14 protein-coding genes and 1 riboswitch are annotated in these 14,309 nt (G+C 39.8%); of the genes, 7 read left to right on the top strand and 7 right to left on the bottom strand.

What is annotated here, in order from left to right; all coding sequences use genetic code 11:
- Window positions 1-23: 23 nt before the first annotated feature.
- Window positions 24-3,509, top strand: a complete 3,486-nt coding sequence (gene addB, locus LC455_RS18315; RefSeq protein WP_223592898.1) for a helicase-exonuclease AddAB subunit AddB — start codon at window positions 24-26, stop codon at window positions 3,507-3,509.
- On the top strand, window positions 3,502-7,281 hold the full coding sequence (gene addA / locus LC455_RS18310) for a helicase-exonuclease AddAB subunit AddA (RefSeq protein ID WP_223592897.1): 3,780 nt from the start codon (window positions 3,502-3,504) through the stop codon (window positions 7,279-7,281). The genes addB and addA overlap by 8 nt, the downstream gene beginning before the upstream one ends.
- Window positions 7,282-7,322: 41 nt before the next feature.
- Here addA and LC455_RS18305 read toward each other — a convergent pair whose 3' ends face one another.
- The 6 genes from LC455_RS18305 to LC455_RS18280 all read right to left on the bottom strand — a co-directional run bounded on the left by LC455_RS18305 (window position 7,323) and on the right by LC455_RS18280 (window position 9,313).
- The gene (locus LC455_RS18305; RefSeq protein WP_223592895.1) at window positions 7,323-7,541 is read right to left on the bottom strand and encodes a spore germination protein; all 219 of its coding nucleotides are present in this window, start codon (window positions 7,539-7,541) and stop codon (window positions 7,323-7,325) included.
- A gap of 78 nt (window positions 7,542-7,619) precedes the next feature.
- Entirely contained in the window at window positions 7,620-8,027 is a 408-nt protein-coding gene (locus LC455_RS18300; protein WP_223592894.1) for a spore germination protein GerPE, read from the bottom strand.
- A gap of 2 nt (window positions 8,028-8,029) precedes the next feature.
- Entirely contained in the window at window positions 8,030-8,212 is a 183-nt protein-coding gene (locus tag LC455_RS18295) for a spore gernimation protein GerPD (protein ID WP_223592893.1), read from the bottom strand.
- Window positions 8,202-8,822 (bottom strand): spore germination protein GerPC, encoded by a 621-nt coding sequence (gene gerPC / locus LC455_RS18290; RefSeq protein ID WP_223592892.1) that lies wholly within the window; start codon window positions 8,820-8,822, stop codon window positions 8,202-8,204. Before gerPC ends, LC455_RS18295 begins: the two co-directional genes overlap by 11 nt.
- 9 nt (window positions 8,823-8,831) lie before the next feature.
- Window positions 8,832-9,074 carry a spore germination protein GerPB gene (locus tag LC455_RS18285; protein ID WP_223592891.1) on the bottom strand — a complete coding sequence of 81 codons (243 nt, stop codon included), beginning with the start codon at window positions 9,072-9,074 and terminating at the stop codon, window positions 8,832-8,834.
- 17 nt (window positions 9,075-9,091) lie between these two features.
- Window positions 9,092-9,313, bottom strand: coding sequence for a spore germination protein (locus tag LC455_RS18280; RefSeq protein WP_223592890.1), 222 nt, complete (start codon window positions 9,311-9,313; stop codon window positions 9,092-9,094).
- Window positions 9,314-9,527: 214 nt separating this feature from the next.
- Window positions 9,528-9,614: riboswitch (cyclic di-GMP riboswitch) on the top strand.
- 17 nt (window positions 9,615-9,631) lie between these two features.
- Between LC455_RS18280 and LC455_RS18275 the strand changes: the two genes are divergently transcribed.
- From LC455_RS18275 to LC455_RS18260, 4 genes are all read left to right on the top strand, one after another.
- Window positions 9,632-10,072 carry an ATPase, T2SS/T4P/T4SS family gene (locus tag LC455_RS18275; RefSeq protein ID WP_223592889.1) on the top strand — a complete coding sequence of 147 codons (441 nt, stop codon included), beginning with the start codon at window positions 9,632-9,634 and terminating at the stop codon, window positions 10,070-10,072.
- A 115-nt stretch (window positions 10,073-10,187) separates the two neighbouring features.
- Window positions 10,188-10,556, top strand: coding sequence for a YisL family protein (locus LC455_RS18270; RefSeq protein ID WP_223592888.1), 369 nt, complete (start codon window positions 10,188-10,190; stop codon window positions 10,554-10,556).
- Window positions 10,557-10,680: 124 nt separating this feature from the next.
- Window positions 10,681-10,953: a ubiquitin-like small modifier protein 1 gene (locus LC455_RS18265; protein WP_223592887.1), complete on the top strand. Its 273-nt coding sequence runs from the start codon at window positions 10,681-10,683 to the stop codon at window positions 10,951-10,953.
- A gap of 1 nt (window position 10,954) precedes the next feature.
- Window positions 10,955-11,227, top strand: coding sequence for a hypothetical protein (locus LC455_RS18260; RefSeq protein WP_223592885.1), 273 nt, complete (start codon window positions 10,955-10,957; stop codon window positions 11,225-11,227).
- Between the two features lie 39 nt (window positions 11,228-11,266).
- On the opposite strand, the gene LC455_RS18255 is transcribed toward LC455_RS18260, so the two are convergent.
- Window positions 11,267-13,099: an aldehyde ferredoxin oxidoreductase family protein gene (locus tag LC455_RS18255; RefSeq protein ID WP_223592883.1), complete on the bottom strand. Its 1,833-nt coding sequence runs from the start codon at window positions 13,097-13,099 to the stop codon at window positions 11,267-11,269.
- 158 nt (window positions 13,100-13,257) lie between these two features.
- Here LC455_RS18255 and LC455_RS18250 point away from each other — a divergent pair, with 158 nt between their 5' ends.
- Window positions 13,258-14,286: a ThiF family adenylyltransferase gene (locus LC455_RS18250; protein ID WP_223592881.1), complete on the top strand. Its 1,029-nt coding sequence runs from the start codon at window positions 13,258-13,260 to the stop codon at window positions 14,284-14,286.
- The last annotated feature ends 23 nt before the right edge of the window (window positions 14,287-14,309 follow it).

Below are 14,309 nucleotides of genomic sequence, written 5' to 3'. Positions count from 1 at the left end.
GATAGGAAAGGAGAGATTCATGCATGTCATTAAGAATGGTAATTGGGCGATCGGGAACCGGAAAAACGACGATGTTTTTTGACGAAATTCATAATCAACTTTTGGAAGACCCAAAAGGAAATCCCATTATCTATATTGCCCCAGAACAGATGACCTTTTTGTCTGAATACCGTATGGCTGTGAATCCAGAGATTGGCGGAATGATTCGGGCTCAAGTGTTTAGTTTTCCCCGCTTGGCATGGCGCATCCTACAGGAGACGGGTGGAATAAGCCGGGTTCATTTAAGCAGTGTCGGGATGAATATGCTGATCCGAAAAATAATTGATGACCAAAAGGATCAATTAAAATTGTTCCACCGAGCTGCCGATAAGAGTGGCTTTGTTCAGCAGCTAGAACAAATGATTACAGAATTTAAACGTTATTGTATTCGGCCGGAAGAGCTTATTCAAGATTCATTAAAGTCCGGAGGGGCCACCAAAGCCCTGCAGGATAAGTTGAATGATTTAGAACTAATTTATAAAAAATTTGAAGACGAGGTTTTTGGAAAGTACATTGATTCGGAAGATTATTTTCGACTTCTTGCAGAGAAAATCCAAGCCTCGGATTATCTTAAAGAGGCTGAAATCTATATAGATGGCTTTTATAACTTTTCACCGCAGGAATACCAGGTTATTCAAGAATTAATGAAGCACTGTAAACGCGTTTCGGTCGCCTTGACAACCGATCGGATATTGTTCGATGCTGTACCGGACGAATTGGAATTGTTCCGTTTAACTAGTGATGCCTGCTTTTCCATTTGCGAAATAGCAAAAGCCAGTGGAATTGAAATCGAACGACCAATATTCCTAAAAGAACAAAAAAAATGGCAAACGATGTCATTAGCTCATTTAGAGGAAAAGTTTGATGTCCGCCCAGCGGAAGCTTTTCATGGGGAAACAACGATTACGATTTTTCAGGCAGTAAATCGGCGCGCTGAAATAGAGGGGATTGCAAGAGAAATTCGCCATTTAGTTCGAACAAAGGGGTACCGCTTTCGAGATATCGCGGTATTGATAAGAAATGGTGCAGATTATCATGAGACGGTTGAACCCGTTTTCGCTGATTATCAGATTCCTTATTTTATTGACCAAAAAAGGACGATGCTAAACCATCCTCTAATTGAGCTCATTCGTTCAAGCCTTGAAGTCATTAATTCTTTTTGGCGCTATGAGTCTGTCTTCAGGGTAATAAAAACCGAATTAATCTACCCTTTGCAGGATAATCCCGCAAAAATGCGAGAGAAGCTTGATAGATTTGAAAACTATGTATTAGCTTATGGAATAAACGGCAGTAAGTGGACGAAAAAGGATCGATGGAGTTATCGGCGGATAAGAGCATTAGAGTTGGAAACGAATGTTCAAACAGATGCAGAAAAAGAAATGGAGCAGGAATTAAATGAATTAAAACTTATGATAACTGCTCCAATACTGCGCCTAACACGCCGCTTGAAAAAAGCAGATACAGGAAGAAAGCTTTGTGAAGCCGTTTATTTATTTTTAGAGGAATTAGATATTCCTGCGAAGCTGGAAAACTGGAAAATAGCGGCTGAAGGGCAAGGGAATTTAGTTAGAGCAAGAGAACACGAACAGGTTTGGAATTCTGTAATTGATTTACTTGACCAATATGTTGAAATATTGGGAGAAGAGCCTGTTTCTTTAAAAACGTTTGCTTCCATTTTAGAAACGGGCTTTGAATCGATGCATTTTTCCCTAATTCCGCCAGCACTCGACCAAGTATTAATAGGAGATTTGGAGAAATCACGCCTGACTGAAATCAAGGTGGTCTTTGTAGTGGGGGTTAATGAAGGCGTCTTGCCTGGCAAAATTTCTGGTGATGGAATTTTAGCAGACGAAGATAGAGAAATGTTAGTAGACGCAGGCATTAAGGTGGCTCCTAGCAGCCGGACGCGCCTGCTGGATGAGAACTTCTTGGCCTATAAAGCTTTTACTGCACCCTCCGAAATCCTATACGTTAGTTATCCCTTAGCAAATGATGAAGGAAAAGCTCTGATTCCCTCTTCGTATATTAAAAGAATTAAAGATATGTTTCCAGACGTCCGAGAGGATTTCTATGTTACAGACCCTGCTGAACTAACGGAGGAGGGGCAATTAAGCTTTGTATCGAATGTAACAACTGCCTTATCCTATCTTAATTCCCAGCTGCAATTAAACAAACGCCATTATCCGATTTCTGATTTATGGTGGGATGTTTATAACTTTTATATGAAGAGCAAGTGGAAGGGACAGGCTTTTAAAGTATTCTCAAGTCTTTTTTACACCAATCAGGCTGTGAAACTTTCGAAAGAAGTAGCAGATGAACTATATGGTGAAGCAATTCAGGCAAGTGTTTCCAGAATGGAACTTTATAATAGTTGTGCTTTCTCACATTTCGCCCAGCATGGACTAAAACTTCGTGAGCGTCAGGTATTCCGTTTAGAGGCACCCGACATTGGGGAATTATTTCATGCCGCTTTAAAGCAGATTGCGGATATCGTCAATGAACAAAATTTGACATGGGCTCAGTTAACGCGTCAGCAATGTGAGGAACTTTCAAAAGAAGCAGTTAAGACATTGGCACCTAAGCTTCAAAATGAAATCCTTCTCAGTTCGGAGCGCCATCTTTATATCAAGCGAAAATTGGAGCAAATTATTACTCGTGCTTCTCTTGTTTTAAGCGAGCATGCAAAAGTGAGCGGATTCTCGCCAATCGGTTTGGAATTAGCCTTTGGTCCGAATGGCAAGCTGCCACCGTTATCCTTCACCTTGAAAAACGGAAAAAAGATGGAATTAGCGGGGCGGATTGACCGGGTTGACCAGGCTAAAGGTGAAGATGACCAGGTCTTTTTACGAGTGATTGATTACAAATCCAGCGAAAAGGATGTCAATTTAACGGAAGTGTATTATGGACTTGCCCTGCAAATGTTAACCTATCTTGATATTGTTATGACGCATTCAAAAGAGTTGGTAGAGATGCAAGCTAGTCCTGCTGGTGTTCTCTATTTTCATGTTCATAATCCATTCATTAATACTACCAAAATGCTTACAATCGATGAAATTGAAAATCAAATTTTAAAAAAATTTAAAATGAATGGGTTAATGCTGAGCGATCAAAATGTCATCCGCTTGATGGATCAAGCCCTTGAATCCGGTGATTCACAAATAATTGCTGCTGGCATTAAGAAGGACGGCAATTTGTCCAAAAAATCTAAGGTTGCCAGTTTAAATGAATTCAACAATCTCAAAAACCATGTCCGTGAATTATATCAAAAAACAGGAAATGCCATTATCGATGGCGAGAATGGCATTACACCATACAAACTGAAGGATAAAACACCTTGTACATTTTGTGCCTATAAATCAGTATGTCAATTTGATGAATCGATTGAAAACAATCAATACAGAATTCTAACACCATATTCGAAGGAAGAAGTATTGGGATTAATACGGAAGGAGGTTGATTCAAATGAGTAACTTTGTTATTCCGCCAAAGCCGGAAAACGTGACATGGACTGATGACCAGTGGAAAGCGATTATGGCGAGAGATAAAGATATTCTTGTCGCCGCAGCGGCAGGGTCAGGAAAAACTGCTGTTTTAGTCGAGAGAATCATTCGAAAAATTCTTTCAGAAGACAATCCAATTGATGTTGATGAATTATTAGTCGTGACATTTACAAATGCTTCGGCAGCTGAGATGCGACACAGGATTGGCGAGGCATTAGAAAAAGCCCTCGATGCAGATCCAAGCTCCCGTCACTTAAGAAAACAGCTTAGTTTGCTGAATAAAGCATCCATTTCAACACTTCATTCTTTTTGCATGGAGGTTATCAGGAAATATTATTATTTAATCGATGTCGACCCAGGATTTAGAATCGCGGATGAAACTGAAGCACAATTAATCAGAGATGAAGTAATGGACGAGTTGTTTGAAGAAGAATACGGAAAAGGGGAGAATGAAGTATTTTTTAAATTGGTCGATTCATTCACGAGTGATCGGAGCGATTCAGCATTAATGGATATTGTTCGGTCCATTTATGATTTTGCCCGGTCAAATCCCCTTCCTGATGAATACTTACATGGTATTGTTTCCATGTATGATGTAGGCGGGATAACGAATATCGAAGAACTTCCTTTTATCCAAGCACTTCTTTTTGATATTGAATTACAGTTAGAAGCTGCCAAGGAAATGATTAAAAAGGGATTGGAACTGACAAAGCTGCCAGGAGGTCCCTCCCCAAGGGCGGAAAATTTTATTGATGATTTACAGGTCATTAATACGCTTATTTTAGCTAAACAAGATTCATGGGCTGTTCTATATCAGGCAATGCAGAATTGGTCATTTTCTACTGCCAAAAGGCTGAAAAAGGGCGAACATGACGAGAGTTTGACAGAAAAGGCACAAAAGCTCAGGGAAAAGGCGAAGAAGAAAATTCAGGATATTAAAGAAGAACTCTTTTCCAGAAAGCCAGAAAGTTTTTTACGTGATATGGAGGAAATGCTGCCTTTAATTGAAACACTTGTCCATCTTGTTAAAGAATTTTCCGTCCGTTTTGAAAAAGCAAAAAAAGTAAAGGGGCTAGTGGATTATTCGGATTTGGAGCATTATTGCCTGGATATTTTAACAGGTCATATTTCACCAGAAGGAGAATTTACCCCCTCGGAAGCAGCCTTGGCTTTTCGAAATCATTTTAAAGAGGTCTATTGTGATGAATATCAGGACACGAATATGGTGCAGGAAACGATTTTAAAGCTGGTAGCAAAGCCGGAGGAGGCAAACGGCAACCTATTTATGGTCGGGGATGTTAAACAATCGATATACCGCTTTCGGTTAGCGGAGCCCAATCTGTTTTTAGGGAAGTATAATCGTTTCAGGCTTGATGGAGAAGGGACAGGCCTCAGAATCGATTTAGCTCAGAATTTCCGCAGCAGAAAAGAAGTCCTCGATGCCACCAATTATTTATTTAAACAAATTATGGGTGTAAAGGTCGGGGAAATTGCTTATGACGAAGCTGCTGAATTGAAAAATGGTGCACCGTATCCCGAGGAAGTTCCCTATCCCGTAGAGGTTATGATTATTGACCAAACTGCAGAAACAGCGGAATCGACTTCCGACAGCGAAGTTGAGTCCAATGAGGTGGCGCCTGAATTTGATCAGGCAGATCTTGAACAGTCTCAGCTGGAAGCGAGAGTAATAGCCGCCAAAATAAAGGAATTAGTTGCAGAAGGAGCACCAGTTTATAATACAAAAACGAAATCGGAACGGCCTATAATGTACCGGGATATCGTCATTCTCCTCCGTTCCATGACGTGGGCACCTCAAATTATGGAGGAATTTAAGCAGCAAGGAATTCCAATTTACGCCAATTTATCCACTGGCTATTTTGAAGCTACCGAAGTGGCAATAATGCTTTCGCTGCTCCGGGTTATTGATAATCCTTACCAGGACATTCCTTTAGCGTCGGTATTGCGTTCGCCAATCGTTGGTATAAATGAAGAAGAGTTATCAAAGATTCGTATTCATCAGAAAAGGGGATCTTTTTGGGAGGCTGTTTCTGCTTTTTGCCGGAGTAGGGAAACTGAAAGTAATGAAGCTTTTTATGAAAAAGTTCGCCTGTTTTATGACTCCTTAAAAGTTTGGCGGGAATTAGCACGTCAAGGCTCGCTTTCCGAATTAATCTGGCAGCTTTATCGGGACACACAGTTTTATGATTTTGTCGGAGGCCTCCCAGGCGGTAAACAGAGACAGGCAAATTTGCGGGCCTTTTATGATAGGGCGCGAGGTTATGAACAAACCTCCTTTCGCGGATTGTTCCGCTTTTTACGTTTCGTAGAACGAATGATGGAAAGAGGGGATGACCTCGGTGCAGCAAGAGCACTTGGGGAGCAGGAGGATGTTGTAAGGATCATGACGATTCACAGCAGTAAAGGATTGGAATTTCCGATTGTTTTTATGGCTGGTATGGGGAGAAATTTTAATATGATGGATTTACGAAAACCATATATGCTTGATAAGGAATTCGGATTTGCCGCAAAGTATGTCAATGCTGAAAAAAGAATTTCCTATCCATCCCTGCCGCAAATTGCGTTTAAGCGAAAAAAGAAAATGGAAATGCTTGCAGAAGAAATGCGGGTTTTATATGTGGCCATGACAAGGGCGAAGGAGAAGCTTTACATGACAGCCACATTAAAGGAAGCGATAAAAAAGATTGAGCAATGGATAGAGATGTCCACGAATCAAGAATGGCTGTTAAAGGATTATGAGCGCGCAAGCAGCACGAGTTATATTGACTGGATAGGACCGGCGCTTATCCGTCATCATCACGGACAGGTATTAACACCTTCAGCTGAGGAAAGTGGGTTTATACCGGAGGAAATTACACATCATCCCTCCTGTTGGAAAATTTCGATCATGTCTGCAGAGGAAATTAAAAAACAGGAAGTAACTTTAGAAATGGAAGAGGACCACTACCTAGAATTGGTTCAAAAGGGTCATGAGGTTCCGGTAACATCTGCTTTTTCAGAGGAAATTAGCTCGAGACTCTCGTGGGAATATTTATACCCAAATGCATCATCACATCGCTCTAAGCAGACCGTCTCCGAAATAAAACGCCAGCGGGAAATAGCTGACGAGCAAAGTGGTACAGACCTTGTTCGCCGGATTAAAAAGCCAATTTTAAAACGGCCTAAATTTATGCAGGAAAAGTCAATAAGCCCTGCAGAGCGTGGTACTGCCATGCACATGGTGATGCAGCACGTGGATTTGACAAAGCCAATTACGAATGAGTCCGTTCTCAAGCAGCTAGGCTGGATGGTTCAGAATGAATTACTAACGGAGGAGCAAGCGGGAATTATCGACACCAATTTAATTTGTCAATTTTTTAATACAGAATTGGGGCAAAAATATTTTTCTGCTAAGTCTATTTATAGAGAAATTCCGTTTACACTTACACTGCCAGCAAATGAAGTATATCCAGATTGGAAGGACGAGAATGAATCTGTTTTTGTTCAAGGGATTATTGACTGCATTCTTGAAGATGAGAATGGACTAATCTTAATCGACTATAAATCTGATGGAATTAATGACAGATATAAGGGCGGGTTTACCCAGGCAAGACCAATTCTTGAAAATAGATACAGACTGCAAATTGATATTTATTCAAAAGCTATCGAACAAATTTGGAGAAGAAAGGTTTCGCAAAGATTTTTATTTTTCTTCGACGGTGCTCATCTATTGAAACTTGAATAATACAAAAATGACATAGACCAATGTATTGGTTTATGTCATTTTTAATTATTGCCCGCTATAGGCTGATCAATTAAATTAGTATCAAGAACATTGGTTCCATTTAAACCGTTATTTGTTACAATTAATCCACCAGTATTAAATGCCCCTGAACCTGCAGCAGTTTTAGAGGCGCTTTTTGGAGATATATAAACAGTATCTCCGAATTGAACGATTCCCCCGCCTACGTTTACAATTTGTACTGGACCAATAATTGCTGGCATAAAAAACATCCTTTTTGGTTTTACTCCATTAATATGATTCTACTGGTAACCTATTCGTTTATCGTTGTCCCTGTTCGTTTATTTTTCACTCTGCGTCTCCTTATCCTCCTCCGATCTAGGAATAGGAAGGAGCTGTCTAATATGCTTAACTCGTGCCTCCATGGATATATGCTTACTATTTCCAACGTGAAGAACAGAAGAAGAAGATACGCCGATAATATCGATTGCGTTAACTTTAATTTTAGGACTTTGATTGTGAGTATAAAAAGTAACAGCTTCAGTAATTGGTTGGAAAGGAATGGGCTCTGAAAACACCCGATAGGGGGAGAGATCTCCTTCATCCCCATAAAAAATTTCTGCTTCCCTTTGAACTGCTAAAGCTCGTGACAGTCCATTCACAATGCATGAATCCCCCAATTGAAAAATGGAGGCAAAAGAAAAAATCTTGACGTTTATTCTATCCACACAAGAAGTCCGTTCAAACATAATTATCTCCCTTCCGGTGCTAAAGGAACAAACGGTCCAATGATTAACGATTCTGCAGGGGTGTCGAATGTAGACGCAAGCTGTATTGATTCAGTATCGCCTACGAAGACTAATGAGGAACTCGCTACCCCAATAATGCGGATACTTCCTACACAGAGTTCCCTATTATAGACTTCAAAGTTCATTCTTTCCCATTCCTTTCACATGTTCTGGCAAATTGTTTAAAAATAAATGTACGCCATTTTGGATTTCCTGCTTTAACGTTTCAATGATTAACTCCTCATAATTAGCATGTTCTGAAGAATTGTTCCTAGTTTTATGGGTGTTTAAATGGTATTCAATCCTATTAGGAAGCTGTTTGATGATATCTTGTTTAATAAAGGAAAAATAGGATTCATTCGGCTGCAGGCCTAATTCCTTCTCTGTATTTTCTACTAAGAGTGGTAAATCTGTTTCTAAATATCTATAAATTGCTTCTTCAATTTTCATTGATCGTTGCATTTGAGCTTTGGGGGCGATGGGAGTGGTTAATGATTGATTTTGTACCGCAAAGTCTTCGACTTCGGATAAATCCGATGGATTTAGGCCAATGTTTAAGGTTCCTTCAAGAGTTTCGACCTTCAATTGATCAAATTTATATTCGATTTTGTCGACGTGTATAGATTTCTTTTCATTTAATTGCTTCATTTCTTCTTGGATTTTTTTTAGAGAAGACTCCAGTGCCGCAATTCTTTGTTCTTGAGCTTGAAGAGTCATTTGTAGCCATTGAAGGTATTGGTAAAAATCCTGATACATTCAATCACCTCACAATTTTCCTGTCGTTCGTACCGGCGCCTGTAAAGGGACGGCAGGGGCACTCATGGAGGTTGATGGAAGCTGCCCAACTTTCTGTGCAGTGGGTGCAGGCCCTGTAAATCCTCCAGTATTGTAAAGATGTGCCGCCGGTTTTATGATTCCAGCGCTGCCAATTTGAAAGACAGAGGAATTGGATATTCCACTAATTCTAATAAAATGAATCTGAATGGACTGCTGGATATAAAAATTCATTGTAAACCACCCATTCATTAAGCATTAAGAGCTATTCCTTGATCGATGACATCAGAGTCAGCTGTGTTGGTTGAGCTAATATTGTTATTAAGATGTAAGCTCTCCCCGGTATTGAAGGACCCTGCTCCAGAAAAGGTTTTGGCAGTGGAGAGGGGCATAATCTTATAAACGTCGCCAATATGGAAAACAGAGCTGCTTCCAAGTGTTATGACCTGTGCAACTCCAACAATTGCTGGCATGTTCAACACCCTTTTTTTATTAATATCTTTACATTCTATGATTGGGCGAGTGTAATGTGATTCATTAGCCCAAATAAAGTTTTTTATTGAAAAACATTAAAATGAGTCATAATAACTATTGTTTAAGCTTATAAATGATAGATTAGTAGGATATTATGTGAGGTAAAATCATACTATGATAATAGTGAGAACAGTCGATAACAAATTTACTGATTCTCGATAAAGGCAAAACTGATGAAAATCAGTGACGCAAAGCTAAAGGGGCTAAAGTGCATTAGCACAATGCCAGCCAGTTACCGAAAGAGGAGGGTCGACTGAATGGGTCTATTAAAGCGCATTCAAGAAAAAAATAATCAAACAGGCGGAGGATTGAAAAAAGTATCATCTTCCGGTGGAAGTTTATCATCTACACCTAAACTTAAGATGATAACTCCTTTCCATGCATTTGGGCCGATTAAATCACTTCTTTTGGATAGTGATGTTACAGAAGTTTTGGTGAATGGACCAAACGAAGTGTACTGTGAGCGGAATGGTAAAATATTATTAACATCCACTCAATTCCGAAATAACGAGCATTTAATAAGCGTAATAAAAAAAATTGGCACCACTTTTGGAAGAAAAATTGACGAAAATTCACCGATGATTGATTTCACGCTGCCAGATGAAGGGCAGGTTAGAGCCATGATTCCACCACTTGTTTCATACGGCCCAATGATAACAATCACCAAAAATTCAAAAAAATTATCTGACATAAATTAGTAACAATATCATATTAATTGTCTATTTTAGAACATACTTTTTTCGATTTTTGGAACTCCCTATGGTATGATAGTTTCCGAATAAACGAAATAAACATACATAAGGAGGCAATTCGATGATTCACGCTCATATTACTTCGTGGGTTTTAGCGCTAATATTATTTTTTGTGGCTCTTTCCTTACATAAAGGAGGAAAAGCAAAAGGTGCTAAAATTGTTCAAATGATCTTAAGGGTGCTGTACTTACTCATTATAGCAACAGGAATTGGGCTTCTAGCCAAATTAAACGGGATTGGAAATATTACACCAATGTATTGGTTAAAAGCAGTCGTTGGTCTCTGGGTAATTGGTTTATTTGAAATGATTCTTGGCAGAGTTGCTAACCAAAGGAGAGTTTCTGCATTTTGGATTCAGTTTGTGGTGGCATTTCTGCTAGTATTATATTTAGGCTTTGTTCAATTGCCTATGTCATTTTTGAGTCCATGATATTTGTACAAGGAATGGCTGTCTATTAAAGACAGCCTATTTGTTTGCGCTTTTTTAAGATAACCCTAGTGACAAGTTAGTTATTTACTTTTAATATTGAAATATATAGAGAGGAGAGGGTTTTGTGCTTGTAAAGGTGTTTGCTAATCTCCGGCAAATTTGCGGTGGAGTTACTGTAGAAGTTCAGCCAGATGGCGAACGAGTAATTGATGTTCTTGATAAAATGGTTGAAATGTTTCCTAATTTACAAAATGAAATTTTTTCAAGTGAGAAAGCGCTGCTTCCTTTTGTTCATGTGTATGTAAATGGAAGGAATATTATCCATCTAGATGATCTTCAAACTAAAGTAAATGAAACGGATCAATTTGCTCTTTTTCCGCCTGTTGCAGGAGGTTAAAATGCCACATCGGGATTTAGAGTTTCGTGGGATTAGTAAGGAACATCTCGGAATGTATTTTGAAGAGCTCGGGGCAAGACGGATAACTGACTCATTCCCGTTTATTTATTCTGCAGATAGCTGGGAAGGGCAGGTTTTATCAGAAATGGAGATTTTTTTCACAAAAATATTTAAGGTCAATGCTATCCAAATTCGCATTTGTGCTAATGATGAGAATGCGCTAGATGATCTTATTAAAAAATATCGATATAAAACCACCAGAGTAGGCGGGTGAAAAAGGCTTCTGCAATAACTCGCAGAAGCCTTTTCATTATTAAATCGTTTGTTTTATTTCAGGATCAATAATCCCTAGTTCACGAAGCTTCTCACTTGTGGCTATGCCATCTTTCCAACCGCGAACCTGGTAATACTCTTCTAGCATGATATCCATACGGCTTACATGACCAGCGCTGTTTCCTGATGCAGGTTCTTCAGTGAATCGTTTTGGAAGAAAGTCGTCTTCGCGTTTATCGAAGCCTGCAAGATTATTATAGTAGCGCTCAAGATTGTAAATTCTTTCTCCAGCCTTCATTACATCCTCAGCTGTCATTGGGATACCAGTCATGGCACTATATTGTTCTGCGTAGTGTTCAGCACTTTCAGAGAAAGACGAAAACTTGCAAATGTTCATAGAGTCAGAGAAGGCAAGCATGTCTTGGAATATTTTTAATAATTCGCCTTTGCCTTCTGGCTTTAACCTGTCAGTTGGTTCAGGAATACCGGCGATTTCACTCGCGACAGTATAGCCGCGCAAGTGACAGGCACCACGGTTGCTGGTTGCATAGCCAAGACCGATTCCTTGAATACCACGTGGATCATAAGCAGGAATCGACTGACCTTTAACAGACATAGATAATTCAGGGGCGCCCCAGAGAGCAGTTGCACGCGCTGGACCTTCAGCTAAAATACCGCCAAAGCCTTCACGATGGGCAATTTTTCTTGTTAATTCAATCATGGAATCAGCATCGCCCCAAATCAGTTCTTCGGATATGATGCCTTTTTCATAGGCTTCCATGGTTACAGAGAAAGCATGACCTAGTTCGATTGTATCTAGACCATACTCATTACAGCGGTCAATTAGATAGGAAATCGCTTCGGCATTGCTTAAGAGGCAATTTGAACCAAGGGACCAGGCAGATTCGAACTCAACGCTTTCTACTCGAGTTTTATATTTTCCATCTTTTACCTCTACCTCAATTTTACAACCTACAGGGCAGGCGTGGCAGGTATTGTTTGCCACCCGCAAATGGGTGTTTACGAATTCACCGCTGTGTTTTTCTGCTTCATCCCAATGTGTGAATTGTGAGTTTTTCGTTGGAAGGGCACCAACCTCATTGATGAGATTGGTCAATACATTTGTTCCATAAACAGATAAACCGCCCTTATTCGGCGCTGTTAGTCCGCCATCAAGGATCGCTTTTACTGCTTTTTTATTAGCTTCTTTGTAATCGCTTTCTAATTTTGCTGCTGGCATGTTTCCTTTTTGAGCCGCTTTAATAACAATCGCTTTTAACTTTTTATAGCCGGCAATTGCAGCAGTGCCGCCACGGCCTGCTGCACGATCATGTTCATTAATAAAGGATGCAAATCGAACAGTATTTTCACCGGCTTGACCAATCGTCATGACGCTAAGGTCTTCCTCACCGTATTGGTCCTTCATCGCCTTAATAAAGGCTCTTGTGCTTGTTCCCCAAAGATTCGAAGCATCCCGGAGTTCAGCCTGCCCATTTTCAATGTAAAGGTAAACAGGCTTATCACTTTTTCCAGTGAAGATAATATTATCGACACCTGCCCACTTTAATCGTGCAGCCGTCCAGCCGCCGATGTGAGAATCAGTCACAGTACCTGTAAGTGGAGATTTTGTAACCACACAAAGGCGTCCACTCATAGAAGAACGCGATCCCGTAACAGGGCCAGTCATGATACATAGAGCGTTTTCAGCAGATAATGGTTCTACTTCGGGACCATTATCTAATACATATTTGACACCGAGTCCACGGCCGCCTATGTATTTTTTTGCATCTTCTTCATTAATCGTTCTGTAATTAACAGTGCCGTATGTTAAATCCACAACTACTTCTTTGTTTTTAAAACCGCCAAGATTCAAATTTTTCCCCTCTTTTCTATTTTGTGATTTTATACTAATCTCTAATTATATTAGAAAAAAATCTGAGAAGTTCTTCCAATATTTATTATAACTTTTAAAAAGAAAAAATAAAATTAAAATATTTAGATAATTTCGTTATTAGTGAGGAGAAGATTTTCATGAGCGATTTAGAACGTTATTCAAGACAGATTCTCTTTCAGCCCATTGGTGAAGAGGGGCAGCGTAAATTGCTAAATAGCAGAGTAGCCATTGTTGGCGTTGGAGCACTTGGAACCGTGATTGCCAACCAGCTTACTCGCTCTGGGGTTGGCTATATTAAGTTAATAGATAGGGATTTAGTTGAACTATCAAATTTACAGAGGCAGATTCTTTTTGAGGAAAAGGATGCAAGATTACATTTACCCAAAGTGATTGCGGCAAAGAACAAGCTAAATGCGATTAATTCCGGTGTTACAATTGAACCGGTGATTGCAGATGTAAACCTCGAAAACGCGGAGGATTTATTAAAGGATGTCAATGTGATTGTTGATGGTACGGATAATTTTATGACGCGTTTTTTAATTAATGATGCAGCTGTTAAACACGGTATCCCCTGGGTTCATGGTGCAGCGGTCAGTTCAAGGGGGATGTTTGCAGCAATTATTCCGGGGAAAACACCTTGCTATCGCTGCCTCTTTCCACATGTTCCAACTGGTACGGGGGAAACCTGTGATACGATCGGGGTTCTTTCACCGCTTACAAGTATTATCGGTTCTTTTCAGGCAATGGAAGCGATAAAAATAATCGTTGAGGCAGAGACGAGCCCGAACCTGGAACAATTGGATATATGGTCAAATGAGTTTTTGCAGATGGATATAACAAAAGGAAGAAATCCAGATTGCCCGGCTTGTGGTAAACGGGAGTTTGAGTTTTTAGATCGGTCCTCTAGGCAGCAAATAGTCTATACAACGCTTTGCGGTCGAGATACAGTGCAAATATACTTTCGCGATAAAAGAGAAATTGATTTAAAAAAATTAGGAGCAAGTTTAAAGAAAAGCGGCAAAGTGCTTGCCAATGACTTTCTGCTCCGATTTTCCCCTGACGACCAAATTTCCATGGTTATTTTCAAGGATGGGCGTGTATTAGTCCATGGAACAAATGATAGTGTAAAAGCAAAATTGCTTTATGCCAGATTTATTGGAAACTAAAAAAGGCTGGGATCATCCCTGCC

Source organism: Neobacillus bataviensis (assembly GCF_019969725.1).
This window is presented reverse-complemented; position numbering and strand designations above follow the sequence as displayed.

What these genes read in the sequence shown, in the direction of transcription:
- addB (WP_223592898.1), top strand. Translation starts at nt 24, where the DNA reads ATGTCATTAAGAATGGTAATTGGGCGATCGGGAACCGGAAAAACGACG.
- addA (WP_223592897.1), top strand. Translation starts at nt 3,502, where the DNA reads ATGAGTAACTTTGTTATTCCGCCAAAGCCGGAAAACGTGACATGGACT.
- LC455_RS18305 (WP_223592895.1), bottom strand. Translation starts at nt 7,541, where the DNA reads ATGCCAGCAATTATTGGTCCAGTACAAATTGTAAACGTAGGCGGGGGA.
- LC455_RS18300 (WP_223592894.1), bottom strand. Translation starts at nt 8,027, where the DNA reads ATGTTTGAACGGACTTCTTGTGTGGATAGAATAAACGTCAAGATTTTT.
- LC455_RS18295 (WP_223592893.1), bottom strand. Translation starts at nt 8,212, where the DNA reads ATGAACTTTGAAGTCTATAATAGGGAACTCTGTGTAGGAAGTATCCGC.
- gerPC (WP_223592892.1), bottom strand. Translation starts at nt 8,822, where the DNA reads ATGTATCAGGATTTTTACCAATACCTTCAATGGCTACAAATGACTCTT.
- LC455_RS18285 (WP_223592891.1), bottom strand. Translation starts at nt 9,074, where the DNA reads ATGAATTTTTATATCCAGCAGTCCATTCAGATTCATTTTATTAGAATT.
- LC455_RS18280 (WP_223592890.1), bottom strand. Translation starts at nt 9,313, where the DNA reads ATGCCAGCAATTGTTGGAGTTGCACAGGTCATAACACTTGGAAGCAGC.
- LC455_RS18275 (WP_223592889.1), top strand. Translation starts at nt 9,632, where the DNA reads ATGGGTCTATTAAAGCGCATTCAAGAAAAAAATAATCAAACAGGCGGA.
- LC455_RS18270 (WP_223592888.1), top strand. Translation starts at nt 10,188, where the DNA reads ATGATTCACGCTCATATTACTTCGTGGGTTTTAGCGCTAATATTATTT.
- LC455_RS18260 (WP_223592885.1), top strand. Translation starts at nt 10,955, where the DNA reads ATGCCACATCGGGATTTAGAGTTTCGTGGGATTAGTAAGGAACATCTC.
- LC455_RS18250 (WP_223592881.1), top strand. Translation starts at nt 13,258, where the DNA reads ATGAGCGATTTAGAACGTTATTCAAGACAGATTCTCTTTCAGCCCATT.